Source organism: Calidithermus chliarophilus DSM 9957 (assembly GCF_000430045.1).
Classification (GTDB): Bacteria; Deinococcota; Deinococci; order Deinococcales; family Thermaceae; genus Calidithermus; species Calidithermus chliarophilus.
Map to the genome: position 1 here is coordinate 123,891 of NZ_KE387025.1, position 25,989 is coordinate 149,879.

General features: G+C 62.7%; 17 protein-coding genes and 2 CRISPR repeat arrays (1 of these 19 cut by a window edge). All 17 genes read right to left on the reverse strand.

The window, feature by feature from the left end:
* On the reverse strand, window positions 1–558 hold a 558-nt coding region (locus tag MEICH_RS25415; protein ID WP_245587685.1), incomplete at its 3' end, for a helix-hairpin-helix domain-containing protein.
* A gap of 285 nt (window positions 559–843) precedes the next feature.
* The gene (locus tag MEICH_RS0115635; RefSeq protein WP_036219457.1) at window positions 844–1,977 is read right to left on the reverse strand and encodes a DNA methyltransferase; all 1,134 of its coding nucleotides are present in this window, start codon (window positions 1,975–1,977) and stop codon (window positions 844–846) included.
* 239 nt (window positions 1,978–2,216) lie between these two features.
* Complete coding sequence (locus MEICH_RS0115640) at window positions 2,217–4,070, reverse strand: ATP-binding protein (protein ID WP_027893396.1); 1,854 nt, start codon at window positions 4,068–4,070, stop codon at window positions 2,217–2,219.
* Window positions 4,071–4,085: 15 nt separating this feature from the next.
* Window positions 4,086–5,357: a hypothetical protein gene (locus tag MEICH_RS25420; RefSeq protein WP_051304258.1), complete on the reverse strand. Its 1,272-nt coding sequence runs from the start codon at window positions 5,355–5,357 to the stop codon at window positions 4,086–4,088.
* A gap of 53 nt (window positions 5,358–5,410) precedes the next feature.
* Window positions 5,411–6,133, reverse strand: coding sequence for an ImmA/IrrE family metallo-endopeptidase (locus tag MEICH_RS30730; protein ID WP_157202848.1), 723 nt, complete (start codon window positions 6,131–6,133; stop codon window positions 5,411–5,413).
* Complete coding sequence (locus MEICH_RS28835) at window positions 6,133–6,486, reverse strand: hypothetical protein (RefSeq protein ID WP_157202849.1); 354 nt, start codon at window positions 6,484–6,486, stop codon at window positions 6,133–6,135. The genes MEICH_RS30730 and MEICH_RS28835 overlap by 1 nt, the downstream gene beginning before the upstream one ends.
* Complete coding sequence (locus tag MEICH_RS28840) at window positions 6,483–7,106, reverse strand: RNA polymerase sigma factor (RefSeq protein ID WP_157202850.1); 624 nt, start codon at window positions 7,104–7,106, stop codon at window positions 6,483–6,485. Before MEICH_RS28840 ends, MEICH_RS28835 begins: the two co-directional genes overlap by 4 nt.
* A 121-nt stretch (window positions 7,107–7,227) precedes the next feature.
* Window positions 7,228–12,211: direct repeats of the CRISPR family, unit length 37 nt; unit sequence GTTTCAATCCTCAGTGGGCTTAATTGCCCACTGCAAC.
* A gap of 179 nt (window positions 12,212–12,390) precedes the next feature.
* Window positions 12,391–12,690, reverse strand: coding sequence for a CRISPR-associated endonuclease Cas2 (gene cas2, locus MEICH_RS0115660; protein ID WP_027893397.1), 300 nt, complete (start codon window positions 12,688–12,690; stop codon window positions 12,391–12,393).
* Between the two features lie 10 nt (window positions 12,691–12,700).
* Window positions 12,701–13,714, reverse strand: coding sequence for a type I-C CRISPR-associated endonuclease Cas1c (gene cas1c / locus MEICH_RS0115665; RefSeq protein ID WP_027893398.1), 1,014 nt, complete (start codon window positions 13,712–13,714; stop codon window positions 12,701–12,703).
* The gene (gene cas4, locus MEICH_RS0115670) at window positions 13,711–14,340 is read right to left on the reverse strand and encodes a CRISPR-associated protein Cas4 (RefSeq protein WP_027893399.1); all 630 of its coding nucleotides are present in this window, start codon (window positions 14,338–14,340) and stop codon (window positions 13,711–13,713) included. The genes cas1c and cas4 overlap by 4 nt, the downstream gene beginning before the upstream one ends.
* Entirely contained in the window at window positions 14,337–15,221 is an 885-nt protein-coding gene (cas7c, locus tag MEICH_RS0115675) for a type I-C CRISPR-associated protein Cas7/Csd2 (RefSeq protein ID WP_027893400.1), read from the reverse strand. Before cas7c ends, cas4 begins: the two co-directional genes overlap by 4 nt.
* A complete protein-coding gene (cas8c, locus tag MEICH_RS0115680) occupies window positions 15,218–17,005 on the reverse strand; it encodes a type I-C CRISPR-associated protein Cas8c/Csd1 (RefSeq protein ID WP_027893401.1) in 1,788 nt (595 codons plus the stop codon). Before cas8c ends, cas7c begins: the two co-directional genes overlap by 4 nt.
* Window positions 17,005–17,694: a type I-C CRISPR-associated protein Cas5c gene (gene cas5c, locus MEICH_RS0115685; protein ID WP_027893402.1), complete on the reverse strand. Its 690-nt coding sequence runs from the start codon at window positions 17,692–17,694 to the stop codon at window positions 17,005–17,007. The genes cas8c and cas5c overlap by 1 nt, the downstream gene beginning before the upstream one ends.
* A 1-nt stretch (window position 17,695) precedes the next feature.
* Window positions 17,696–17,872, reverse strand: coding sequence for a hypothetical protein (locus MEICH_RS28845; protein WP_157202851.1), 177 nt, complete (start codon window positions 17,870–17,872; stop codon window positions 17,696–17,698).
* 184 nt (window positions 17,873–18,056) lie between these two features.
* Complete coding sequence (locus tag MEICH_RS25435) at window positions 18,057–21,299, reverse strand: CRISPR-associated helicase/endonuclease Cas3 (protein WP_051304260.1); 3,243 nt, start codon at window positions 21,297–21,299, stop codon at window positions 18,057–18,059.
* A gap of 161 nt (window positions 21,300–21,460) precedes the next feature.
* Window positions 21,461–23,092, reverse strand: a complete 1,632-nt coding sequence (locus MEICH_RS0115695) for a tetratricopeptide repeat protein (RefSeq protein ID WP_027893403.1) — start codon at window positions 23,090–23,092, stop codon at window positions 21,461–21,463.
* A gap of 59 nt (window positions 23,093–23,151) precedes the next feature.
* A complete protein-coding gene (locus MEICH_RS28850) occupies window positions 23,152–23,346 on the reverse strand; it encodes a hypothetical protein (RefSeq protein ID WP_157202852.1) in 195 nt (64 codons plus the stop codon).
* A gap of 257 nt (window positions 23,347–23,603) precedes the next feature.
* Window positions 23,604–25,989: direct repeats of the CRISPR family, unit length 37 nt; unit sequence GTTGCAGTGGGCTTAAATGCTCACTGAGGATTGAAAC (it continues 149 nt past the right edge of the window).

A 25,989-nucleotide genomic window follows, 5' to 3' on the forward strand; every position in this document is an offset into this window, starting at 1 on the left:
GGCCACCGGGGGCTCGGGCTCGGGGGGCGCGGGCAGCCGCACCCGCCCCAGCCGGCGGGCCATCACGTCGCGGATACCCGCCAGGCGCTTGTGCCCCACCCCGGCCAGGTGCTCCAGCCGCCCGTCGAAGGCGGCCGCCTCGAGGTCCTCCAGCGAGTCGACCCCCAGCTCGTCGTGCAGCCGCTCGGCCAGCTTGGGGCCGACCCCGGGGACGGTCATGAGCAGCCTCTCGGGCCTGCTCTCGCCCCGCAGGCGGCCCAGCATCGGCAGGCCGCCGGTGAGCACCAGCGTGCGGATCGAGCGGGCCAGGCTCTCCCCGATGCCCGGCAACGCCTCCAGGCCCTCGAGCCCCTCGCGCCCCAGCAGCGCGTCGACGGGCTCGCCCAGCCGGCGCAGGGTCTCGGCCCCGCGGCGGTAGGCCCCGACGCGGAAGGGGTTGGCCCCCTGCTGCTCCAGCAGGGCCGCCACCTCGTCCAGCCGCGCGGCGACGTCGGCGTTGAGCCCCCAGTGCTCGCGCACCTCAGGCCCCGCGCCCCGTGGTTCCCTGAAAAAGCCCATGACCACCCCCTTCGCCTCGAGGCTAGCCCCCGGCCATTACCAGGCGGTTACGAACGGTGCCTGGGGACCCCGCGCTAACGCGCCGGTAATCCGCCTGCTTCAACCCGGGACCGGCGGGGCGCTCAGCCCCTCGAGGTCGCCGTCTTCTCGCGCGACCCGCAGGCCGTGCCCCCGCGGATGCTGGTGAACGCCAAGCCCGCTGCCGCGAACGGCTGGAGCGGCTGGCAGAGCATCGAGGCCTGGGCCGAGCGGGTCTACGAGGAGCTCGCGTAGGCAACCTTCTCGCTAAGGCTTATCAAAAACCAGGACGTGCTCCCATCGCATCCGCTTCTCGAGAGGCGATCCTCCGGGATGGGTCGGCGGGGGCAGGTACCGCCGGTTCGGGGGGATCTCCCGCCTGTATTCCCGACCAAGCTCCAAGCCTGCCCCTAGCGCGGCGACCCTGAGGGCGGCCGAGTTGCTGATCTGTACCCCGCGAAGGCAGGAGTCGCCGATGACGTAAATGGCCTTACCGCCTTGCTTGAGCACGCGCACCGTCTCGCGGACCATGGCCTGCAAGTCTGCCGCATACCGCTTTACCACGCGCTGTTCTGACGGCGGTAGGCGGTCAGTCTCCCCCATCTCCCTCAGCATGAGCTCGAGCACTTCACGCGCCGGGGAGCCAGCCTGTTCTTCCGTCATACCTGAGCCGTTCAAGCGGAAACTTTCTCCTGCTTTATAGCCCAGCCAAACTAGGGAAAGTCGATGACCGCGCAGGTAGGAGATGGCGTTGAGGTAAGGCGGGGAGGTGATCACTGCATCGGCTAAGCCGTCCTCCGTGGCGTCGAGCGACCTGGCGTCTCCGGGCAGGATCGTCGCCCCGTCCTTAGGGGGCTGCTTCTCAAACAACTTCGCCAAATAGGCAGCCGATCTGGCAAAGCCTTCGTAGACGTCGAAGTCGTTATCATCGGCCACGCGGTGGGGACGGCTGTGTGAAGTGTCCCAGGCTAGTGAAGCACCCCCTTTCTTCGTGATGATGATTCGGCTCAGAGCGATGCGTAGGGCATCTGCGAGGGGCCCTTGCATGGCGTTTAGGTGATAGGCAATCTTCCGCAATTGGCGGCGTTGCTTGTCCGCGAACCAGAAATTGACGAATTGCGTGGTTCTAGAGTCCTCGTCTATCCAGGGAAGCTCAACCTTGCCCAGCGCCTTGGCAGATTCAACCAATTCGGTTGCAGAATCCATCAGAGCCTGATGACTCACGGGCGTCGTCCACACACGGGACATCATGACGGCTAACGGATCGAGGTCGAAACCGAGTGCCCGGTGGCCTAATTCCGTCGCCACGCGCACGGTGGTCCCTGAACCGACCATAGGGTCGAGGATCAGCGAACCTGGCGGCAGCGGTTTCATTTGCGAGAAAGCGATCTCGGGAGCCATGCGCGCAGGAAAGGGGTGGACCGGCCTTAACCTTGGCACCTGAGTGTCGGGGCCGCCCGAAGAAGGGCCGCCAGAGACGGCGGCCCAATCGTCCTCGTGGGCGGGTTGCCGTGCCCGGCCAGCTCTCGAGGATGCGGTGACACCTTTGCGAGGCAGGCTCATAGCTGGGCTCATCCTAACTGATGGCCAGCACCCGAGGAAGCCCAGCCGGCCCTAAGGGCCTCCACAGCGCGACAGGGCTATTCCACCATGCGGAGCTTGCATGGGGTGGGGTCTACCGCGATGAGTAGGGGCCGGCTCATGTGCGGGAAAGACACGATGGCTTGGCCCGGCGCCAGACCTGGCAGCCGTTGCCAGAGGCTCTTCTCTATGCCCGGCACGACCCGCTCGAGCGTGCTCACCACCTGCGGGTCGGTGATCTTGTGCAGGATGTAAGAGTTGACCAGCCCGAAAATCTGCCGGGGCAGGTGTTGAGGCAGTTGGGTAACGAAAACCAGGCCTAGCCAGCGCTTGCGGCCCCGCTTAGCGATGCGTGCTACTTGCTCAAATAGGATTGGCATTTTGTCGATGCGCTCGGCACTCAGGAACTCGTGCGCTTCCTCGATGATTACCAGTACCCGTGCGGGCGGTCCGGCTTTTCCCTGCTCCCAAGCCTGGTAAGCGTTGTCCTGGGCTTCCAGCAAACCCCGCAGGAGGTCGGCAATCACGATATTGCTCAGCTCCGAGGCCCCAAAGGCCGACAAGTCTACCAGGGAAACCTGGCCCGGCTGGAGGAGCTTGCTGTAGCTGAGGGGTCTGGCCGTGGGCTCGGGGGAGTCAAAGACCTTGAGCCTGCTTAGCCGGGCCAACCGCCCCAGCAGAGCAGCCCAGGAGCTCACGTTCCCTGGAATGTGGGCCTCGGCGATACGCCTGGTGAGCTTTTCTTTGGCCTCCGGGCTGCGAAACTGGGGGGAGCGCAGCTCGATCTCCCGTTTGTCCGTTTTCGCCAGACAGGCCCCCACCACATCCAGCGTCATCTGCAATGTGAGGCGGGGCCAGCCCCGGTCGAACTCGTCGATCTCCAACGCAAGTTGCTCTTGTTCAGCGTCTCCTTGTTTCGGGAAGATGTCGAGATCGCGCATCACTGCCTTAGCGATGTCGTATGCCTTGAGAAAACGCTCCTGTTGGGCATCGCTCAGATCGAGAATCTCGATGATGGTGTGAGGTGAGAGGCGAGCGAATTGCAGCGAGAAGGCCCTGAGGTTGGGATGGTCGGGATTAGCCGACTCACGCCCAACCAGGTGGTACACCGTCATCTGGCCCGCTGGGACGCCGGCGGGCTGCTGGCCACGCTCGCTGAGCGCCAAGAGCATGTTCGGGTCTTCGGTGGGCTCGTGCAGGTGGGTATATTCCCCTTCCACATCTAGCACGATTACCGCCATGCCGGCTTCCTGGGCCTCCTTGATCAGACGCGATACCGTGGTGGACTTTCCTCCACCGGTGGTGCCGAGAATGGCCGTATGCCGGGGCAGAACCGCTTTTTGCTGGGAAGGGATACCAACCTCGATCCCCTCATAACCAAAGGCCAGCCCGAGTCGGACATCCCCCCCGGCTTTCAGCACCGCCGCCGACTCAGCCTCGTCCAGCACGAAGACCGGGCTGTTGGGCAGCGGGCGGAAACGGGGCGGGACCAGTTTGCCATCGGCCCGCTCCTCTCCCAGTAGGTTCACCTGGATACGCCCGTGGTAGGGGGGCAGAAAGATGCCCCCTCGAGCCTGCACGTTGACCAGCATGGGAGCATCCCCCCGCAGGCTGTCCGGCTCGGCAAAGGGCCCGGCGGCGACCACCCCCAAGTAGGTGCGCCCGTCGGTGCTTTTGATCCTTAAAAGCGCCTGGGAGGGCGCTTTTAGAAGGTGCTCCCGGGGCAGCAGCACCACCAACGTGCCGTCCTCGCTGTTGGGCAGGTCGAACATTGTGGCACCGATCGAGCCTTTGCGGAGTTCATCCGGCTCGAGCTCACCCCCAGCCTCGCTGATATCACGGTCAAGCCGTTCCATGAAATCGCTGGGAAGTTCCTTGGGCTCAGCAGGGTTGCCAGAGCGGAATTCGTCCATGACATCTCCTTACTTTTACTTGCGGGTTGCGCGCTCACTCAGGTACTGCCAGGGGGCGCCAGCTTCGGTGTAGGCGGTCGAGACAGGGCCATAGAGGGTTTCCCGCCCGAAGACGTGGGAGCAGACGTGATCGGCCAGGTCAATGAGCATCGGGAAGCCCCGATGGTATTGCAGGATGCTGTCGGCAATGGCAATGTGGGCGGCCATGTGGGCGTGTTCGGCGTGGGCGTAGAAAACCTGGGCGGGGGCGGCGGGGGTAGCCCGGTAGACGCCTACCACCACCTGGGGAGCCACGAAGTCGCGGAAACGGCGGATCCAAGCTTCGGGGCTGTCGATCTTTCTCCCATCCCAGGTCATGTCCACGTTTACCTTCATCCGGTAGTGGCCATTCTCCACGGTCTTGCTGATCGCCTCCTGCAAACTACCCACGATGGCGTACTCGAGGGGGTAGAGGGCCTGCCCGATCGTGAGCAGCAAGCGGTCGCTGGGCTCACTGGCGACATAAATGAACTTCTGGTGGTGCTCCACCAGCTCACGGATCACCTTGGTGGACTCCACCATCATGTCCATCGTCCCCGAACCGGTGATGAGCTCGTAGGGCGCGGGATTGCCGTGGCCCATGCGCCAGACGGCCTGCGAGCGGCGCAGCAGGATGGCCCGCTCGGCATAGCTCATGACCGCCCGGCCAGCCAGGTTGCTGATCTTGTCACGTGGGCTCTCCTGGTTCTGGCCGGCCCGATGGCTGCGCCGCTGGAGCAATTCCAGCGCCTCATCAGCAGGGTTTCCCCCGCCGGGGTTGGCACGCAAATCCCGGCGGAACAGCCGGTGGACCCATGTGCCCTGATCGCCCCGGTACGAAACCAGGCTCACGCCGATCTGGTAAATGGTCAGAGGCAGGGTGTCGTGTACCTGGCGTGTACCATCGCAAGCTTCTACCCCGCCGTTGAAGAGTAGTCCTCTCTGGATTTGCTCCAGATCGGCCCTTTTGCAGGCGTAAGGAGCGCCCGCGTGCTTTGGGGCTCCTGGGCGCTTCTCGAGCTGAGGGAAAACCAGCCTGCGGATCTCTTCGCGGGTGCGGTTCTCCTGCTCGATGGCCTCGCGCACCTCGGCCTCGAGGCGGGCGTACACCTCGGAAAGATCCTCGCCGGTCTTCCAGGTCTCGAGGTCGAGGGTACGGGTGATGTCCTCACCGAAGGCTTCCTGGTACTCCTCGGCGCTTACGTCCGGCACTCGCTCGTCCGTACCGCTGACCACGTACTCGTATTCGTCGGGATCTCGCCCAGCCATGCTGCCTTCCCCTCCTCACCCTCTTTTCCCGGTCTCCCCTAAAAGTTCGACACTCAGCGCCGAAGCCCCAGGCGAAGGAGCCAGGGGCTATGCTCCCCTTCGGGTAGCAGAGTCGAGGCGTACTGCTGGGCAGGAACGCGAGGTAACCCGTACACCCTGCACAGCACCTCCATCAGACGGTTCCGCTCAAAGGAGCCAGCTAAAACATGCTCGGCGGGCGCGAGCAGTTCGAAGGCCAGACGGTCGGCTTGCGCCTCGGCTCGCCGAACCCTGAGGTCACTCGTGAATCCTTCAGGCGAACGCTCCATCAGGTGCAGGTGGGCTTCCACGGGGATTCGGGCCAGCAGCGAGTAAACCTGCTCGGCAGGGGAAGGGGCCCTTCTCCCGTCGAACACCTCGAGCACCCCTGGGCCCAGGCCTTTTACGGCCTCCTGGCGCGGTTTCCAGTAGTCCCTGAGGTAATGAGCCACCTCGTGCGCCAGCGAGAAGCGCTGCTCGTCGGGTGGGTCGGCGGCGTCCAGGAAGACGATGCCCCTGCCAAAGCGGGCTACCAAGCAGGCGCGCAGATTGTGCTCTGGAGCGTCTATAACGAGATTGACCCCATTGTGGGCTAACCAGCGCCTCACCCCGCCCACACTCAGGGCCGGGATAGTCACCACGCTGAGCGGCAGACCTAGAGCTATGCCTCGGCGCAAGTCTCGAGGGAACGGCTCCTCCTCCCCTGCTTGCTCCCAGAAGGCGGCGGCCAGCTCCGATACCCACAAAGGGGTATTCATCAGGGCTCTCCCTCATCCGGCTCTTGTCGATCACGGGCAGCCATCAACAACCCCTTCCCTTCAGCAGCGCGTAGACTCTCGAGCGCCTCGGCCCGGCGTAGCACCTCAGCTAAAGCTTCGATCTTGAGGTCGAATCGCCCCGCGATGGTCCGAAGTTCCTCCCGGAATGCCGGCGATGCGGATGAAGGGCGCCGGCACAGCCGCAGGGCGGGAAGGCCATCAGTCTCGCCTCCCAGGAAGGACGCGAGTTCAGGATCGCCCATCGCCTCACTCTCGGCATACACCCGAAGTGCCCAAGCGAGGAAGAAGGGGTCCTGACCCACCCGTTTAGACATGTGTCGGATGGCGCTCATGGCCTCTCCTTTCCCCAAGTGCGCTCTAGACGCTTTTTGAGCCGGTCCTTAACCCGCTTGATTTCGCGCTTCTGCTCAGCAGCGGGTAGCCCTGAGAGACCTAAGGCTTCGGCATAGACCCGGGTTTTCCGCTCACCGTCCAGCATCAAATCCATCACCCTTCGCTCCTCGAGGCTCAGCTTCGCCCGCAAAGTGCCTACCACCTTTGCAGACATCAGGCTCCACTCCTTCACTTCCAGCCGCTGAGCCGGGTCAGCCTCCCCATCCCTTAGGTATTTCCCCTCTCCCGGTGAAAGTTCGACATCCTCGAGGCCAGTCTTGCGCCAAACATGCCGTCGTTCTGCCCTCCACCGGTTTTTGAGGTCACCAGAAGCGGACATTCGAAGGTATCCAAGGAGCGAGCTTCGCTTCGGGTCGTAGCTAGTAGGGTTTTTAATCAAAGCCAGCAAAGCATCCTCGGCAGCAGTAAGGCAGTCTTCAGCACTTACGGCTGGGTTCCGGCCTTGAAGCCAGCAGGCAAGATCGTCCAAGTAAGCCACGACTAAATCTGAAGGCGCGGTCGGGTCGCCCGACCGCAGCCGAACAAGCAAGGCTTTTGCCTCATCGTGGGAGGGAGGCATGGCTCGAGTGTAAAGGAGAGGAGCTCTAAAGCTTGGCTATCTGTCTTAATCCCAGCCAACATGAGGGCTTAATTGCCCACTGCAACCCCCTGCCGATGGCGGTCAGCAATCGCCTGACCCTGTTTCAATCCTCAGTGGGCTTAATTGCCCACTGCAACCCGCCGGGGGGGCCTTTTTCGGCTGGCCGCCCTTCGTTTCAATCCTCAGTGGGCTTAATTGCCCACTGCAACGACGTAGCCGCGATTTTTACCCAACGTCTTCAAGGTGTTTCAATCCTCAGTGGGCTTAATTGCCCACTGCAACCGGCCGGAGCCGGTGGTGTGGCGAACCTGCATGTTTCAATCCTCAGTGGGCTTAATTGCCCACTGCAACATGTTGGCGAGTCTCTGGCCGATGGGCTGGAGTTTCAATCCTCAGTGGGCTTAATTGCCCACTGCAACATATTTTCCCCCCTGTGGCCTCAGCCACGGGATCAGTTTCAATCCTCAGTGGGCTTAATTGCCCACTGCAACAGGAGGCTATGGCGATCTCCTCCCCTGGCACCCCCGTTTCAATCCTCAGTGGGCTTAATTGCCCACTGCAACCCCGCGACCACGCTCCGCCGCGAGCCCTCGGCGCGGTTTCAATCCTCAGTGGGCTTAATTGCCCACTGCAACGGGGTCGGTGGCGAGGGCCGAACCGGGGAGGGTGTTTCAATCCTCAGTGGGCTTAATTGCCCACTGCAACACAAGCGCCGCGTGGCCTACCCCCTGGCCCGCTGGTTTCAATCCTCAGTGGGCTTAATTGCCCACTGCAACCAAGCAGATCATACCCAACAATCCCATTTTGGGTTTCAATCCTCAGTGGGCTTAATTGCCCACTGCAACGCCGGGGCTTGAGCACGGCCATCAGCTCGGCGGCGTTTCAATCCTCAGTGGGCTTAATTGCCCACTGCAACCCTGATGCTGACATGCATGCTGATATGGCCAAAGTTTCAATCCTCAGTGGGCTTAATTGCCCACTGCAACGACCGAAACCGAGGCCGAGTTCGAGTTCATGACCCTGGTTTCAATCCTCAGTGGGCTTAATTGCCCACTGCAACTGACCTGGACCGCGTAGGTGCCGGCGTCGACGAAGTTTCAATCCTCAGTGGGCTTAATTGCCCACTGCAACCCGCCGAGGCGCCGGTGCTGCTGCCCGCGCACCTGTTTCAATCCTCAGTGGGCTTAATTGCCCACTGCAACCTGGTGGCCCCCACCGACACCGGGGCGGCCGCGCTGTTTCAATCCTCAGTGGGCTTAATTGCCCACTGCAACCCCGCTCGGTCGCCATCGCCGCCGAGCGCATGTTTCAATCCTCAGTGGGCTTAATTGCCCACTGCAACCGGGGTTGGGGAAGAGCGCCTGCAGCCACTCGTCGTAGTTTCAATCCTCAGTGGGCTTAATTGCCCACTGCAACGAAGAAGGCCAAGGCCCTCGAGGGCGAGCTGGAGTTTCAATCCTCAGTGGGCTTAATTGCCCACTGCAACCCTCCATCCAGGCCAAGGGGTCGGCGTCGGCATGGTTTCAATCCTCAGTGGGCTTAATTGCCCACTGCAACCACGACCAGGGTGAGTTTTGGTGGCGGGGCGTGATGTTTCAATCCTCAGTGGGCTTAATTGCCCACTGCAACGGTGATGTTGCCGTTAATCGAGAGTACCGCGCGGTAGGTTTCAATCCTCAGTGGGCTTAATTGCCCACTGCAACGCTCACGGCTCGGGCAGCTCCTTGGGGTTCCAAAGTTTCAATCCTCAGTGGGCTTAATTGCCCACTGCAACCTTCGGGCATGGCCTCGAGCGTCTCGATGAGTTTGGTTTCAATCCTCAGTGGGCTTAATTGCCCACTGCAACGTGCAACGACCGAACTCCGTACCGTGGGGCACACGGGTTTCAATCCTCAGTGGGCTTAATTGCCCACTGCAACTTAGCTTTCACCTCCTCAAGTAATCGGCGTTCGAACAAGTTTCAATCCTCAGTGGGCTTAATTGCCCACTGCAACCAGGAGGGTCTCGAGGGTGCGGATGCGGCGCTGCTGGTTTCAATCCTCAGTGGGCTTAATTGCCCACTGCAACCAGCAAGTTCGAACCTGGTCTCATCCCACCCATAATCAGTTTCAATCCTCAGTGGGCTTAATTGCCCACTGCAACCCAGCAGGATGTTCCGATAAACATGAACGTTAGGCGGTTTCAATCCTCAGTGGGCTTAATTGCCCACTGCAACGGTAAGCCCCCCACTTGGTCACCCCCTTCTATGAGTTTCAATCCTCAGTGGGCTTAATTGCCCACTGCAACTGTCCGTTCTGATACGGAGGATGCAATACCCCACGTTTCAATCCTCAGTGGGCTTAATTGCCCACTGCAACTCAGCTCTCCTACCTCAGGAAGGCTGCTTTAGAAGGGTTTCAATCCTCAGTGGGCTTAATTGCCCACTGCAACGGGGCTGCCGGACGAACCAGAAAACCCCGATGAGGTTTCAATCCTCAGTGGGCTTAATTGCCCACTGCAACCCATTGCTCTCCTCCTCGCCGCTGCCCTCCGATCGCGTTTCAATCCTCAGTGGGCTTAATTGCCCACTGCAACGGGGGTTCTCGGGGTGAGCTGGTGGCTCCTGGGGTTTCAATCCTCAGTGGGCTTAATTGCCCACTGCAACTTGTAGCCACGGGCCAGCATTTCTTTCAGGAAGTCGTTTCAATCCTCAGTGGGCTTAATTGCCCACTGCAACAAACCACGACCTGCCCGAACACGACACTCCAGATGTTTCAATCCTCAGTGGGCTTAATTGCCCACTGCAACGGTCCGTAAGCGGGGCGACGCGGGCTCCCTCTCCGGGTTTCAATCCTCAGTGGGCTTAATTGCCCACTGCAACGCGCCTCCACGGCGTCGCCGAGCTGTACCTGCTCGTTTCAATCCTCAGTGGGCTTAATTGCCCACTGCAACGCGCTCCTGGGTGGCCTGGGGCGTGGCGTCCTCGTTTCAATCCTCAGTGGGCTTAATTGCCCACTGCAACGGCCGGAAAGGGCTGAAGCCGAATTGCTCAAGGCCGTGTTTCAATCCTCAGTGGGCTTAATTGCCCACTGCAACAGCCTGATGAGCCAGGGCAAAGGAGTGGTGATCATGTTTCAATCCTCAGTGGGCTTAATTGCCCACTGCAACCTCCAGCGCTAGCGCCAACAAAACCATACGGAAGTTTCAATCCTCAGTGGGCTTAATTGCCCACTGCAACAACCCTCTCTAGTAGGGCTAGCCCTCATCGGCTAGCCCTAGTTTCAATCCTCAGTGGGCTTAATTGCCCACTGCAACCATCGCTGAGGCTGAGCGGGCGGGATACTCACCGGTTTCAATCCTCAGTGGGCTTAATTGCCCACTGCAACCTACTACGAGGGCATCCCCGCAGCCACCGTGGCGTTTCAATCCTCAGTGGGCTTAATTGCCCACTGCAACCGGGCGGCTCCGACCCCGGCTACATCGCCCACGTCGAGTTTCAATCCTCAGTGGGCTTAATTGCCCACTGCAACACCGTGACGGATAAGCTCAGGGGTTGCCGCATTAAGTTTCAATCCTCAGTGGGCTTAATTGCCCACTGCAACCGCTGGCTCGAGGCGGTGAACCCCGCCGGCCTGCAGTTTCAATCCTCAGTGGGCTTAATTGCCCACTGCAACCTGGGCGGGGGTCTTGATCGAGTTCATGGGGCCTCCTAGTTTCAATCCTCAGTGGGCTTAATTGCCCACTGCAACGCACGTCCTCTACATGGCGTACCAGCGAGACAACGTTTCAATCCTCAGTGGGCTTAATTGCCCACTGCAACGCGGGGGGAGACCTTGTGCCCGGCGGTGGCGAAGTCGTTTCAATCCTCAGTGGGCTTAATTGCCCACTGCAACGCCGGACGGGGCGCTCACCCTCGCGGGGCAGTTTCAATCCTCAGTGGGCTTAATTGCCCACTGCAACCTGCGCGGCCCGACCGACTGGACATGAAGGAGCGTGTTTCAATCCTCAGTGGGCTTAATTGCCCACTGCAACCCACCTCTACTGCTACTTCTTCCGCTTGGGGGCGGTTTCAATCCTCAGTGGGCTTAATTGCCCACTGCAACTCCACCTCTACTGCTACTTCTTCCGCTTGGGGGCGGTTTCAATCCTCAGTGGGCTTAATTGCCCACTGCAACCTGGCGAGGATGGGGGCGGGGTCCACCGGCTCGTTTCAATCCTCAGTGGGCTTAATTGCCCACTGCAACGTGGAGCCGCTGGTCAAGCGCCTCAGCGAGCGGGCCGAGTTTCAATCCTCAGTGGGCTTAATTGCCCACTGCAACACGGTCCCTGAACCACGGCTGCCCTGCTGGTAGCGGTTTCAATCCTCAGTGGGCTTAATTGCCCACTGCAACGCCCCTGGACCCGCGAGCCCCTCGCCGAGGCCTCCAGTTTCAATCCTCAGTGGGCTTAATTGCCCACTGCAACCTCGCGGTAGGCCTCCCGCCACTCCCACTCGGCGTTTCAATCCTCAGTGGGCTTAATTGCCCACTGCAACTACCGCACTCGAGGTTGACGGAGACTATTGGCATAGGTTTCAATCCTCAGTGGGCTTAATTGCCCACTGCAACCTCGCCCGGGCGGGCTGGACGGGCTGGGCATCGCGTTTCAATCCTCAGTGGGCTTAATTGCCCACTGCAACGGTCCGCTCGAGCACTACCGGCCTGTCCCGGCGTCCGTTTCAATCCTCAGTGGGCTTAATTGCCCACTGCAACTGTAGCGTGGGCGGGGCACGCGCGCCAGGTGGCTCAGTTTCAATCCTCAGTGGGCTTAATTGCCCACTGCAACGTGGATCCACCAGGCGCACCAGTGGGCCTCCGAGTTTCAATCCTCAGTGGGCTTAATTGCCCACTGCAACGATTGCTCCTGGGCGGATCCAGGGCTGAGGGCTGTTTCAATCCTCAGTGGGCTTAATTGCCCACTGCAACACATCACTGCCCCTACTGGAGTGCAGGATCCTAAGTTTCAATCCTCAGTGGGCTTAATTGCCCACTGCAACTTCGAGATCGAGGACTGACATCCTCCCCGGACTGTTTCAATCCTCAGTGGGCTTAATTGCCCACTGCAACGGCCTCAAAAACCCATACGTGCAGGACTGCATTTATTGCCAGTACCGCGCGAACCTGGGAGCCAAGGCCACCTCCGCGGTGTGAGGTGGTTCCCAGTATAGCCAAGTTTTCAAAGTACCCAAGCCACAAAATGGCTTTGCGCGAACCCCCCGGGTTTTCGCACCTACTAGGGGTTCGCGCTAAAGGACTAGGGGGTCATCGAAGTCCTGATACCGGTCTTGCCCGTGGGTCCTCAAGCATTTTTCCCGCCCGCCTGGGAGGGTGTAGATGCGGAGGCTGTCCTTGTCGGGCTCGATCACCTTGAGCAGCTTGGCCTCGAGCTCCTCGAGCTGAGCCCGGGTGACGCGGCACTCGAAAACCGACATCTGGACGCGCTGGCCGTAGTTCTTGCAGACCTTAGCCACCCGGGCCAGCCGCGCTTTGCCCTCCTCCGAGACGGTGTTGACGTCGTAGGTGACCAGGATGTCGAGCCGTTCCATCGGTACACTCCTACTTGCCCACGAAGGGCACGTACTCTGGCAGGTCACCCCGCAGGTAGCGGGCGAGCAGACGGGCTTGGATGTGGGGCAACAGGCCGATGGGCACGGGCTCCTTGAAGAGCGGGTGCTGTACCGTCTCCTGGCGGCGCTTCTGGAAGGCGACGATCACCTCCTTGCGGCCGTCCTCCGACAGGAGCACCGCCCCGCCGGGGCGCTCTTCGAAGTGCCTCGAGGTCAGTTGCTTGCGGTTGAGGAGGGCCAGGACCAGGCGGTCACCCCACCAGGCGCGGAACTCCTCGAGGAGGTCCAGGGCGAGCGCGTTCCGGCCCGGACGCAGGGCGTGCAGGAAACCTACCTGCGGGTCGAGGCCCACCCCCTCCAAAGCGGCGGTGCACTGGGTGGCTAGAAGGGCATACACGAACCCCAGCAACGCGTTCACCGGGTCGCGGGGAGGACGCTTGTTACGGCCGTTGAAGGAAAACTCTCCTCCGATTAGCAATTCACCGAACGCCGCGAAATAGGCGGAAGCCGCGTTACCCTCCAGGCCGCGGACTTCGTCGAGGGTTTGTGCGTAGGGGAGCCAGCGTAAGGAGGTTTCGTGCTCCGCCAGGGCCGAGGCCAAGGCTTCGGTCTCCCCCCGTTCGCGCATCGCCCGTTGAAGCAGCGCCCGGGTATTCCTGAGCTTGCCCTCCACGAAGCGCTGGGCAAGGTATACGGCCTTGGCGTCTAGCGCCTGGTGCTGGGCCCGCCGCAGGAGCACGTTCCCCGAGACCGGGCCGGCCAAGCGCCCCTGAAAGCGCCCGTTCTCGCCGTACCAGGCCACCTCGCGGCCGTCCTGGGCGCAGCGGTGGAGCAAAAAGGGCGAGACGAGCACGTTGCCGAAAAGGCACAGGCCGTCGAGGTGGTGCAGCGGGATCTGGCGCTTGAGGCTGCCCTCCACCTCGACGCGTACCGTATCGCCCTGGAGGCGCAGGTAGGCCCCCTGGGCCTGGACGTAAAGGGTGTTGAGCAACTGGGTGTTCACGGCTCCCCCGAGCCGGGCGGTGACGGCAGGTGTGCGGCCATCGCGGAGCCGACGTAGGGCATGCAGGTGTCGATCAGCGAGCAGTTGGGGCAGCGGGCGTCGGCGACCGGGGGCGGGAGTTGGTCCTGCTCGAGCAGCCGCCGCACCTCCGCGACTATCCGCTCCACCTCGGCCCGCAGCTCTGGAGTGAAGGCCACCTCGAGCCTGCGCCGGGAGGCTTTGTAGAACAGCGCTCCCGCCGGCACTCGCACGCCGAACATTTCTTCCAGGCACATCCCCTGGGCGCACAACTGCACCTGATCGGCCCGCTTGGCCCAGCGTGAGCCCACCTTGTGCTCGACCGGGTAGGGCAGGCCGTCGGCGAACTCCACCACGTCGGACCGCCCGGCGATGCCCAGCCGGTCCGACCAGAGCGGCAGGGCATACTCGACCCGCACGCCCTCGCGCACCAAGCCTTCGGGGACATCCACGCCCTCGTGGGCCCGCCGCCCCCGCAGGGTGTAGAGGTTTTCGTCCCAGACTTGCTCGAGGTGGATCAGGGCGCACTGGCGGGGGCAGTAGACGTAGTGCTGCAGGGCAGAAATGGGGATGGGGTCATCCCCCATTCCCCGCAGCTCAGGGCTCATACCAGTTGGGTGAGCGTCACCCCTTCGGGCAGGTTTTCCCGGTCCACCTGCACGGTATAGTCCGAGAATTGCCGGGCCACCCCCACAGGTTCAACCTTGATGCGGTCGATGAGCTTGTGTGCGGCCACGTTCCCCAGCGGGCTGCTGTGGGAGAAGACGTAGAGCCCCCGGCATGCGGTGTAGCCGCGGCTCGCCGAGCGGTCGAGGTCCCACATCTGCTCGAGGGCCGTCCAGAGCACCGCCAGGTCCTCGGAGCTGAACCCGGTGTCCTGGGCGAAGCTCGGCACGAAGAAGCCTTTGGTGATGTAAAGCCCGTAGGGGATGTAGGCTTTGCGCCCGATGGTCCCGCTACGGGCGGTCTCCTCGCCCTCGTCATCGGCCACGCTTCCCTTCTCCTCCGCCCTCGTCAGGGCCACACGGGTGATAGCGGCATCCATCGGGAGGATGCGATCGACCGAGCGGGCGAAGGTGAGCTGAACGGGGCCCCGCACCTGTCCGCAGTTGACCTCCGTGCTCATCACCGCGCCGAAGGCCCGGATGTCGAAGAAGTTGTCGCACATCCACCTGCGCGCTTCGGGGTCGGCAGCCTCACCCTTCCCTCGGGGCTTCTTCCCCAGGGCCGTGTAGGCGCGCAAGTGGTGGTTGTTCAGGATCGCCCCCTGCTGGACATAAATCTTGTAGCGCTCTTCCTTACCCTTGTAGGCATCGACGAAGTTGCGGATCTTACGCTTGAGGGCCACGTCGGTCACGATGCCCAGGCCGGTTTCGGGGTCTACGCGGGGGAGGTTACCGGCGTCGGGGTCGCCGTTGGGGTTGCCGTTGGTGACGTCGAACAGGAGCACGAAGTCGTGACGGACTGCGGGGTTGAGGTGGGGGTTCACTGGACTCCTCCTTCGGCCTGCTTGGCCTGTTGTGCGGCTTTGGCTTCGGCGATGGCTTCGAACTTTTCGGCTTTCTGGTGGTAGTAACCGAGACTGAACAGCGCCTGGTTCTCCAGGTCGAGGGTGGCGGGGATGCTCTTCAGGTGCAGCGAGATCTCAGCGATGCGCCGCTCGAAGAGGCCGTGTAGCCCCTTCTTGCTGGGGTCTTTGCGGAGCTTGCTGAGGTGGGCCTGTGCCCCGTTCATCAGGGCGCGGTAGGGCATCACCGGGGTGCTGCTCAAGGAGCCGTAAAACCGGTCGGTGACGGTGGTGTTGACCTTGCCGAGGGCGGCGTACTGAAGGTCTTCCAGCAGGGCCATGAGCCGCCCCAGGTGGTAGCCCGGGGAGTCCGGCCGGTCGGGTTCCAGACGCTTGAGTTCATTCATACCGATCTTTCCTCCAGAGATAAGCACCATTCGGGTGAGGACGGCTCGAGGGGCGGTCACCCGCTGCTCGGCGCGGTTGCGCGCGACCAGTTGAGCCAGAAAGGCCCACGGCAGCGGGGTTTGTTTTAGGGCAAAGGCCGTGAGTGCCGTGGGGACGGAGGCCACCATCTCTTTGTTGGCGTCACGGTAAAGGCTTCCCGCCAGCGCATAAAGGCCGAAGGGCTCGAGGTCGTAGAGCTCCTGGCTCTCGAAGTAGCGCTCGAGGTTCCGCCGGACCTCCTTGACCGTTGCGGTGATGTGGTCGCGCACCACCACGCGGCTCCCGCTCGCCGAAAGGCTCACCGCGTAGAACTCGTCCTCGGGGAGGGCCGTAAACTCTCTGCCGCTGAACACGCCGCGGATGGCGCTGCGTACCTGCTGCGTGTCGGCGGCAATCTTTGGCTTGGACTCCGCTCCCCGCTTGAGCCGCTCGAGGACACTCTCACCTCGGGGGTTTTTCAACAACTCGGCCACGGGCGGGATTGGGCCGGTCTTGGTCCAGAAGGCGTAGACCACCGGCCCCACGCGGAGGTGGGTCGATTCATTCTTGAGCAGGTGGTTGAGGGCGTTGGCGTACTTTTCGGCGAGGTCGAGGCGGACTGGGGCGATTTGGGAGGCCGAGAGCCCGTACGACTCGAAAGCAGCCGCGTTGGCTGAGATGAAGTTCATCCCTGAGGTCTGGCCGCCGGGGATTCCCTTGACCTTGACGGGCTCACGCTCCATGACCGGCCCGACAACGCCCGAAATCAGGCACTCGGCCCTAAGCCCCTTCGTGCCATCGGCACCCTCCGCCACCGCGAATTGGCCTGCCCAGTACTGCTGGACCTCGGGAAGATCGATCGGACGCACCCCGTCCACCACGAAGGTCAGGTTGTCATCCGCGCTGAAACCGGCTTCCAGGCCTAGTTTGGAGGGATCCAGGGCTTCCAGGAAGCGATGCACAGCCCAGACTTCGGGTATTTCCGTGGCTTTGGCACAGGCCAACACCTCCCGCTTGAAGAGCTCGTGGCGCTGCCGAACCTTGGAAGCGTCGGCCCCCTCCTTGCTCAGCCCGAGCACGTACTCCCCGTTATCGGCGAGGAGTTTGGCCCTCGGGGCCACCGTCCGGATGACGTGCGGGGTGAGCAGACGCTTCCCCCGGTCACTCTTCTTCCCCGAGCCGTCGGAGGTGCGCTCGAGGCGCTGGAAATTCCCTTGTGCGTCCAAGTAGACCAGCCAGCGAACCGGCTGCTCCTGGTACATGAACGGCACTTTGGGCCTGCCGCCGGCCTCCTCGCGCTCCAGCCGCTCGGCGTAGGCTACTAGCTGCTGCAAGAGCATCAGTTCACGCTCCTGTACAAGTCGGGGACTTTCAGAACGCCCCGCTCGAGCCGCGCCGCGAAGAATTTGGGGACTGCTCTCCCCTTCACCCACGCTCCCCCGTTGGCGCCGTGCTTGCGGAACCTGACCGGCCCGTCCTCATCCTCGGTGAACTCGAGGTCGAAGAGCATCCGGCCTAAGTCTTCGGTGAGCGCCTCGAGCGGCCGGTCTTCGGCGCTCACCGGGGCGAAGTAGCCGGTGAACTCCCGCGTGCCCAGGTAGGGCTGGTGGCGGGCCTGACCCTTCTCTACCCGCCGCTCGAAGATCTCGCGGTATTTGGTGAGCGGGTCGGTGGCGTGGGGGGCGAGCTCGAGGTCGGCCCGGATCACGTAGGCCACGTCCTTGAGAACCAGGGCGTTGCGCTGGGCACGGTCTTCCTCGGCGAAGAAACCCCCGCCCGACTTCTGCCAGCCTTGGGCGGAGCGGGCCGAGGCCACGGTGTTGACCTCGTTGCGGAGGATGGAAAAGCGCTTGATGGGGTTGAGCACCCAGATCTCGCGCACCCTCCAGCGGAACTCGGGTTTCCAGAAGATGGCCTCGAGCACCCCTCTGGCCGCGCTGGGGGTCATCACGTCGTAGGAAACGCGCTCCACCTTGTTCTCGGGGCGGGTGAAGCAGGCGTACTCGCCCCATACCTTCACAGCTACCACCTCAATCCTCCTCCTCATCCTCAAGCCTTTTGGGATCGCCATAGAGCCGGTAATGCAGACGAAGCTTGAACTCCTCCAGTAGATCCTCAGGGGTAGGGAAGGGTCTATGCGAGTAAATGCACTCCGCCAACTCATTAACCGCAAGTTCATAGGCTACTTTGAGGTCGGTTCGTCTCATGCATCGAAGATAGCGCAACCCTTCCTCCTAGTCAATTTCACTGGTAGTGAAGAAACCTAATCAGTAGAAACGTGCATCATCCACCGAATATACTACCCAGCGTCGGCACGCCCCACGGCGAGGATTGAAACACTGGGTAGGAAGAAACACTAATCCAGTAGTGCCCCCTATAAGGGGGCCCTGTTTATATGACGCTGCTACTAGCATCGAACAGCTCCTCGATCCCCAGCTTCTCGCTGTAGTTCCCGGTCCACTCCCAAAGTTCGACATCGAGTTCGGTCATCTCGCAGATGAAGGGGGCCAGCTTTTCCTTGTTGCTGGCGTAAATGTTGACGATGTACGGCTGGAGCTTCCGCAGAGCCATAAAGCCTGTGTGCTGGCTCAAGATCCGGTCGATGGCTGCGGCATCCTGGGCCCGCTTGCGCACCAACACAGGGAAGGTGTTGTCGCCGATTAGCCGGTACAATTCGGCCACCTTCGGGTAATTGAATTGCTGGCGGAAGCTCTGGACCTCCTTGGCGTCGGTGTGGGTGAGGTCACGGTAGAGCTCGGTGAAGTACCGGGTGAAGAGTTCGGGGTCGTCCAGGTCAGCGCCCTGGCGCAGCAAATTCCGTGCGAGGCCGGTGGCGCTGGCGTAGACGCCTTGCGGCAGGCCTTCACGCTCGGGGCGGAATACGGTCACCTCGCCCAGGACCGGCTGGCCCCCGCGCTCGAGCCTCCCCTCGCGGTTGCAGCGCCCTGCGGCCTGCACCACCGAGTCCAGAGGCCCCAGGGCCCGGTAAACCATGGGGAAGTCCAGGTCCACGCCCGCTTCGACCAATTGGGTCGAGACCACCCGGCAGGGGAGGTTGCGCTTCAGGCGGTCCCGGATGGCGGCGAGCACCTCTCGCCGGTGGGCGGGGTACATGTGGGTCGAGAGATGGACGGCCTCGGGGTCGTCGAGGGCAGCGTACAAATCCCGGGCCTGCTGTTTGGTGTTGACGATGCACAATACCTGATCGTGCCCGCGAAGCCGCTCGGCCACCGCCTCCCAGGGCTGCGGCTGGAGCTCGAGCCTGTACGCCACCCGCTTGAGCTGTCGGAAGTAGCGCCCGGGGTCGGGCACGATCTCCCGCACGCCCTCCAGCGTGGCGAAGCCCAGGGGAGCGTCGAGCGCGGGCTGGGTCGCCGTGCACAGCACCACGCTCACCCGGTAGCGCCGGACCAGCTCCTTGAGCACGTCCAGGGTGGGCTGGAGGAGGTTGGCCGGCAGCGTCTGTACCTCGTCGAGCACGATCACCGACCCGGCGAGGTTGTGGATCTTGCGGAGCTTGCTGGGGTTGTTGCTCAGCAGGCTCTCGAACAACTGCACGGTGGTGGTAACCACCACGGGCATGTCCCAGTTCTCCGAAGCCAGCCTGGCGCGGCTTTCCTCCTCCGCGTCGGCGGGCTCGTAGGCTGAGTGGTGCTCGAGGACGTTCTCTGCCCCTAGCAGCTTGGCGAACTCTTCGGCGGTCTGGTCGATGATGCTGGTGTAGGGGACCGCGTAGACCACTCGCCGCAGGCCGAACTTCACCGCGTGTTCCAGCGCGAAGGCCAGGCTCGAGCGGGTCTTTCCGCCCCCGGTCGGCACGGTGAGCCGGAAGAAGCCGGGCTCGAGAGCGGCGGCCTCGAGGGCGGCTTGATAGATCTCCCAGCGGGTCCGGTTGACCAGGGTATCGGCGCTGCGGATCTTCTCCTGCCCCTCTTTCACCCTGGCGAGCAGTTCCTGCAGGCCGGCTTTGGGGACGGTGCGGTAGGCGTACCGCCTGGGGCTCCAGAAGCGCTCTGTATCGAGCCGGTCCGCGTCCACCAGGGCGCTCAGCAGCATCCGGATGAAGAATTCGCGGGCAAGGGGCTCGAGCTCAGCGATTTCGGGAGCCACCCCCCCGAAGATGTCCTTCAGCTCCTCGCAGGCCCGGTCCAGGGCCTGCCGGACCTCCGGGCTCTCCCTGCGTCGGAGCAGCCGGTCGGTGAGTAGGGAGCGGTCGCCAATCCTGCCGTGGTGGTATGCCACCGCCCACGCCAACTCGCTGCCGAGCCCGTTCGCAGGGATGAGGTCGTCCTCATAGCCCGCGAGCAGGAGGTCCCGGCCCAGTACGGCCCCGGCGCTGGAATGGTCCACTTTCCCGGCGGGGGGCGGGCTTCCGAATCGGTCAGCCCGGTACGCTGCCCGGAGGTAGTCCTGAAACTCCTGGCTGTACTTGCCCAGGTCATGGAGGATGCCCAGCCAGTAAGCCAGCTCGGAGGCCGCCGGAACGTTGAATTGGGCGGCGAAGTCGCGGGCCAGGCCGGCGACGGCCTCGAGGTGCTCGCGCAACGGCTGCCACCGCTGCCTGGGGTCGTCTTTGCGGGGCGTATGGGCCCAGTACGGGCTGTTGGCCGTTGAGCCAAGGTTCCGGTCGGAGCTGTACAACTCTGCCACGGCTACGGCCTCCTCGAGCCAGCGCTGCCGGAAGAACTCCGGCTCCAGCACCTCCACCCTCGGCCCCCAGCTCTGCACCCATGACAGCAGCTCGATGGGGAAACCGCCCTCGTCGGTGCCTACCGTAACCTCCACCACCAGGCTGCCGTCGTCGCGCTGCTCCAGCTCCCTGAGGTTGGGGTAGCCCCCCTCCCGGATGCGCTGGACGGCGCTGGGCAAGAAGCGCAGCTTCACCCGCACGGGGTTCCCCCCGCCCCCCACGATGCCCCAGGCGTCGGAGAGGTACTCCCGGGGGTCGAAGCTGGCCGGGATCTCGTAGGCCTCGGTCGAGCCGACCAGGGTGACGAACTGCATCCGCGCGAGCTTAAAGGTGCGCAGCTCGTTCTTGTAGCTGCGCTCGCGGCCGATGACGTAGACCGCCATGTTGGCCCGCGAGACCTCGATGAAGTAGGTTTCCAGCTCGAATTTGGTGGGCTCGCGCCGCCCGGGGAGCTGGTAGTGGAACTGGACGAGCTGGCGGCGGAACCAGGCGTTGGTGATCTTCTCGAGGTTGCTGCCCTCGAGGCCTGGTCCACGGGCGGCCATGGACTCGGCGCTGCGCTGCGCGACGGTCCGGGCGGGCTCGGGTAGGCCGCGCGCCAGCTTGAGCATGGCCTCGAGGTACTGCTGGTTATGACCCGGCGAGTGGTGGTAGAGCATCCGCAGGGCCGTGTGCGCCACCACCTTGTCGATGTCGCTCAGGAGCACGCCGGCGTTGAGGGCGTAGGTGTGCCGGATCTCATCGTGCAGCAGTCGGAAGCCCAGGTAGGGCTCGAGCTCCTTGAGGTCTTCGAGGTAGTACAGCACCGCCCGCTTCCTGACGCCGAGTGCGGTGGCGAGCTGTTGTGCCGTCCAGGGCTTGAGCTTGAGCAGCTCCAGCAGCCTGACGAGCCGGAGGGCCTTCTCGTGGGTGGCATTGGGCAGATCAGTGTCGTCCGGCTGCATAAGGGTTGGTAACTACGAATGTACCGAAGGGCATCCAGAGACCATCCATCTCACCGCGTAAGGGCTAAAGGGCGCAAGAAACTTGAGTGTTGTTTTAGAGGGTTTACCGCGTGAAGCGCAGGGCAGGGCGTAGAAGTGGGAAGAGGGGCGCAACGCGAACCTCAAACCACCCACGGCGACATGCCGCGCCGTTCCTGGATCCAGTTGGCGTAGTGACCGACCATGAACTCCGCCGCGTTCGGGGTCGGCGGGCGGTCGCGGTACACCCACTCGGCGGCGGGGTCGAGGCGGTAGACCCCGCCGTGGACCTGGATGCTGCCCTTCCACCCGAGCGCTCGCCGCAGGCGTTCGGCGGTCTCCCACAGGGCCTTGCGGTCTTGGGGGCGGTCTTGCCCGTAAAGCTGGTCGAGGAGGTGCTCTACGCCGGCGCTTCCGCCGTTCTCAAGCAGGAGCACCAGCAGTTCGCCTGGGCGCCCGGTCGGGCTGATGGGCACCGGCCGGCCGTTCACCTTGACCTCGAGCGAGCCGAAGGGGTTGACCTCGACCCACAGCTTCTGCGGCACCTCCGGCGCCGGCTGGCCCAGGCAGGACTTCAATCCGGGGAAGCAGTGCAGCTCCTCCCGCACCCAGAGGTTGGCGGGCTCGAGGCCCTCCAGCAGCCCCCGGGCAGCTTCCCCCGCCCCGCTGTGGTGGTGCAGGGCTGCCTGCACCACTGCCCGCACCACCCTCCCCCGCTCGCCCAGCACGAGGGGGCCGGCAAGGGCGTTTCGGGCCCCGGCGACGTCCCCCAGCATCAGCCGCGCCGCAGCGATATCGGCGTTCAGCCAGCTCGAGGCGGGGGAGGGATCGCACTCGAGCGCCAGCGTGAGCTGGGCCAGCGCCTCCTCGGTCCGGCCCAGCAGGCGAAGGGTATGGCCGTAGCCCCATAGGGCTTGCTGCCGGTCGTCCCGGTCGCAGGTGACCTGGGCAGCTTCCTGGTAACTGTCCAGGGCCCGCTCCCACTCCCCAAAGGAGCGGCGGACGGCTCCCAAGCCACACAGGGCCCGCGCCCGGAATTCCCGCGCCACCGCCTTGCGGCTGAGCCGAACGGCCTCGAGCAGGTGCTGCTCGGCCTCCTCCGGGCGGTCCTTGATGAGCGCCGTTCCCAAGCTGTGGCGTGCCCAGGCCAGGTAATAGGGGTCATCGCGCAGATAAGCCAGGGCCTCGGCCCACACCACCCGCGCCGCGGAGCGCTGGCCCGAGAGGTAGAGCAACCCGCCCTCGTCGACGAGGCCGCGGCCCAGCGCCGCCCCCTTTAAATGTCCCCGCGCATTCACGAACGCCTCGTGCCACTCGGCCCGCCCCAGGCGGAACAGCACCTCCCCTCTGGTGCGCCAGTAGAGCCCGCGCTCGAGGGGGGTGTGCTCCTCGAGCGCGGACGAGCTCCGCGCCACGTCCAGGGCCTCGAGCTGGTTCAGCGCCTCCTGATGGCGGCCTTCCCGCAGGAGGGCCCAGGCCCGGTACGTTCCCAGGGCAGGGGAAAGTGGCAGGGACAGCGTATCGAGGTAGGCCAGCAGCGCCCCCGATCGGCGGGAACGGCACAAAACCGCGGCATACAGCCGTTGTAGGGAAGCCTCCTGGCGCAACCAGCTTTCGGGAAGCAGGCCGAACAGCTCCGCCACCTGCTCAGCCTGCTGGTGGGTAGAAGCCTGGTGCACCAGGCTCTCCAGTAACCGCGCCGCCGGTGCCATCCGGTCCGTGTCCACCAGGGCCATAAGGCTCACTCGAGCATCATCAATCGCGATTTTTCCCACTCCAGAGTCATTTTACAAACCTTAGGGGAGGCACACGGCCTCCCCTAACCCAACCTCCGCTAGCCGCCAGTACCAATCTTGGGGTCATCGCCATCGGCGATCACCTGGGGGTGGCTTCCTACCGGCTGGGTCGGGGTCAACAGCGAGCCCGCCGACAGGAACAGCACCAGAAGGAAACCCAAACCTCCTTTCACGAGAAGAGAGCGCTTAATGCCGAGGTTGCCGACCGTTCGGGTGAGGTATTTGTCTCTCACGCCGCACAGGGTCGGGCCGAGGCGCGCATGATCTTTGCGCGGTGCTCCAGGACAGCCAACTTCACCTGCACCGCTAGCGCGAACCCCAAGCAAGGACGAAAACACCGGGGGGTTCGCGCAAGCCGAATTCGGCCCTTCAGTACGTCATAAACCCGGCAAGCAGCTTGAGCCTAATACTGCCGCCGGCTACCCTTCACAACAGGGTTCGCGCGTTGAAGCCCAACTATCCGCCTCACGACGCTGCTAAAATGGACCCCGTTGCAGTGGGCTTAAATGCTCACTGAGGATTGAAACTCGCGGCGATAGGGCTCGATGCGGATTTGCAGCGGTTGCAGTGGGCTTAAATGCTCACTGAGGATTGAAACAGGCCCGCTCCGCCCAACTCGAGGCCGAGGGCACCCCGTTGCAGTGGGCTTAAATGCTCACTGAGGATTGAAACCCCCTCGAGGTGGCCCCGTGAGCCCGCTCGAGCGGTTGCAGTGGGCTTAAATGCTCACTGAGGATTGAAACGAGGCCACCATCGCCGTCGACCGCAACGACATTGAGGGTTGCAGTGGGCTTAAATGCTCACTGAGGATTGAAACCAGCCCTCGGTCCAGGGCGGCACCAGCGGCGTCGGTTGCAGTGGGCTTAAATGCTCACTGAGGATTGAAACAACATCCGCCAGGCCATCGGCCGCCGCGTGGCGCGTTGCAGTGGGCTTAAATGCTCACTGAGGATTGAAACTCCAGGGCCATCCGGGCGGCCATCTCATCGAGTTGCAGTGGGCTTAAATGCTCACTGAGGATTGAAACCCGTGGTCAACCCGGCCAACGTGCGTGAGGTGAGTTGCAGTGGGCTTAAATGCTCACTGAGGATTGAAACGCGATGCCCAACCTGCCCAGCCCATCCAGGCGAGGTTGCAGTGGGCTTAAATGCTCACTGAGGATTGAAACAGCAAGGACAAGGGCAAGGCCCTGCTGACCTACTACGTTGCAGTGGGCTTAAATGCTCACTGAGGATTGAAACGGGGTGATGCTCCGGGAGGAGTCCCAGGAGTTCCCGTTGCAGTGGGCTTAAATGCTCACTGAGGATTGAAACGGCCACGCTGAAGGAGGTGGCGGGGACGGAGCGCGGTTGCAGTGGGCTTAAATGCTCACTGAGGATTGAAACATCCCCGACCTCGAGCCCATCCGGCTCTCAGACCTTGTTGCAGTGGGCTTAAATGCTCACTGAGGATTGAAACAGCTCCTAGCGCCCGGCGCACGAACCCGCGATACCCGTTGCAGTGGGCTTAAATGCTCACTGAGGATTGAAACACCGCCTACCTCGACGCCCGCATCGTGGGGGCGTTGCAGTGGGCTTAAATGCTCACTGAGGATTGAAACCAGTCCAGCGAGTACTACCGGGTTTGGGACATCAGTTGCAGTGGGCTTAAATGCTCACTGAGGATTGAAACATGAGTTCACCTAGAGCTCCAGGTAACTCGAAGAGTTGCAGTGGGCTTAAATGCTCACTGAGGATTGAAACTGCCACGGCCACCTCCCCGATCGCCTCGTAGGTGGCGAGTTGCAGTGGGCTTAAATGCTCACTGAGGATTGAAACCGCTGCGCCAACACCAACGAGGCCAGCCTCTCCTAGGTTGCAGTGGGCTTAAATGCTCACTGAGGATTGAAACTTCAACGGCATCGCCCAGGGGGAGATGGTCACCGTTGCAGTGGGCTTAAATGCTCACTGAGGATTGAAACCAGCGGATGACGAGTTGCGCGTAGGGGATGCTCATGTTGCAGTGGGCTTAAATGCTCACTGAGGATTGAAACGTGAGTCGGGCCCGCTCCCGCTCGGCTTACCTGGAGTTGCAGTGGGCTTAAATGCTCACTGAGGATTGAAACCCGTAGACGGGCTTGTGAATGTCCCCGGCGAGTTGCAGTGGGCTTAAATGCTCACTGAGGATTGAAACCTGGGCATCAGCGGCCCCCTCGAGGGCGGCGGTGTTGCAGTGGGCTTAAATGCTCACTGAGGATTGAAACAACGGGACCGCCGGCAACAGCCTCCAGGGCAGGTTGCAGTGGGCTTAAATGCTCACTGAGGATTGAAACCTCCTCCCGCCACACATGCACCGGCAGGTTGAGTTGCAGTGGGCTTAAATGCTCACTGAGGATTGAAACATGAGCTGGACCAGCAGCCCCAGGACCGGCAGGAAGTTGCAGTGGGCTTAAATGCTCACTGAGGATTGAAACGACGTGCAGGGCTGGCGGTTTTTCGCCGGGCACGTTGCAGTGGGCTTAAATGCTCACTGAGGATTGAAACCTGATCGACGACGAGTTTTCCGGCGTGGGGATGGGTTGCAGTGGGCTTAAATGCTCACTGAGGATTGAAACTCGCAGGCCGAGGTCTGCGACGCCTACGACTGCGGGTTGCAGTGGGCTTAAATGCTCACTGAGGATTGAAACCTGGCCTGGGCGCGGATGGAGAAGGCGGCCCTGGGTTGCAGTGGGCTTAAATGCTCACTGAGGATTGAAACCCCCGGCGCACGTCGCGGGGCGGGCGGGCCTGGGGTTGCAGTGGGCTTAAATGCTCACTGAGGATTGAAACTGCGGTAGAACAGCCAGAAGGCCAGCAGGCCCACGTTGCAGTGGGCTTAAATGCTCACTGAGGATTGAA

Coding starts and splice junctions, on each gene's coding strand:
- MEICH_RS28835 (WP_157202849.1), bottom strand. CDS start 6,486: ATGAGCGCCATCCGACACATGTCTAAACGGGTGGGTCAGGACCCCTTC.
- MEICH_RS0115635 (WP_036219457.1), bottom strand. CDS start 1,977: ATGGCTCCCGAGATCGCTTTCTCGCAAATGAAACCGCTGCCGCCAGGT.
- MEICH_RS0115640 (WP_027893396.1), bottom strand. CDS start 4,070: ATGGACGAATTCCGCTCTGGCAACCCTGCTGAGCCCAAGGAACTTCCC.
- cas4 (WP_027893399.1), bottom strand. CDS start 14,340: ATGAGCCCTGAGCTGCGGGGAATGGGGGATGACCCCATCCCCATTTCT.
- MEICH_RS25420 (WP_051304258.1), bottom strand. CDS start 5,357: ATGGCTGGGCGAGATCCCGACGAATACGAGTACGTGGTCAGCGGTACG.
- MEICH_RS28845 (WP_157202851.1), bottom strand. CDS start 17,872: ATGAGACGAACCGACCTCAAAGTAGCCTATGAACTTGCGGTTAATGAG.
- cas8c (WP_027893401.1), bottom strand. CDS start 17,005: ATGCTCTTGCAGCAGCTAGTAGCCTACGCCGAGCGGCTGGAGCGCGAG.
- MEICH_RS25435 (WP_051304260.1), bottom strand. CDS start 21,299: ATGCAGCCGGACGACACTGATCTGCCCAATGCCACCCACGAGAAGGCC.
- MEICH_RS28840 (WP_157202850.1), bottom strand. CDS start 7,106: ATGCCTCCCTCCCACGATGAGGCAAAAGCCTTGCTTGTTCGGCTGCGG.
- MEICH_RS30730 (WP_157202848.1), bottom strand. CDS start 6,133: ATGAATACCCCTTTGTGGGTATCGGAGCTGGCCGCCGCCTTCTGGGAG.
- cas2 (WP_027893397.1), bottom strand. CDS start 12,690: ATGGAACGGCTCGACATCCTGGTCACCTACGACGTCAACACCGTCTCG.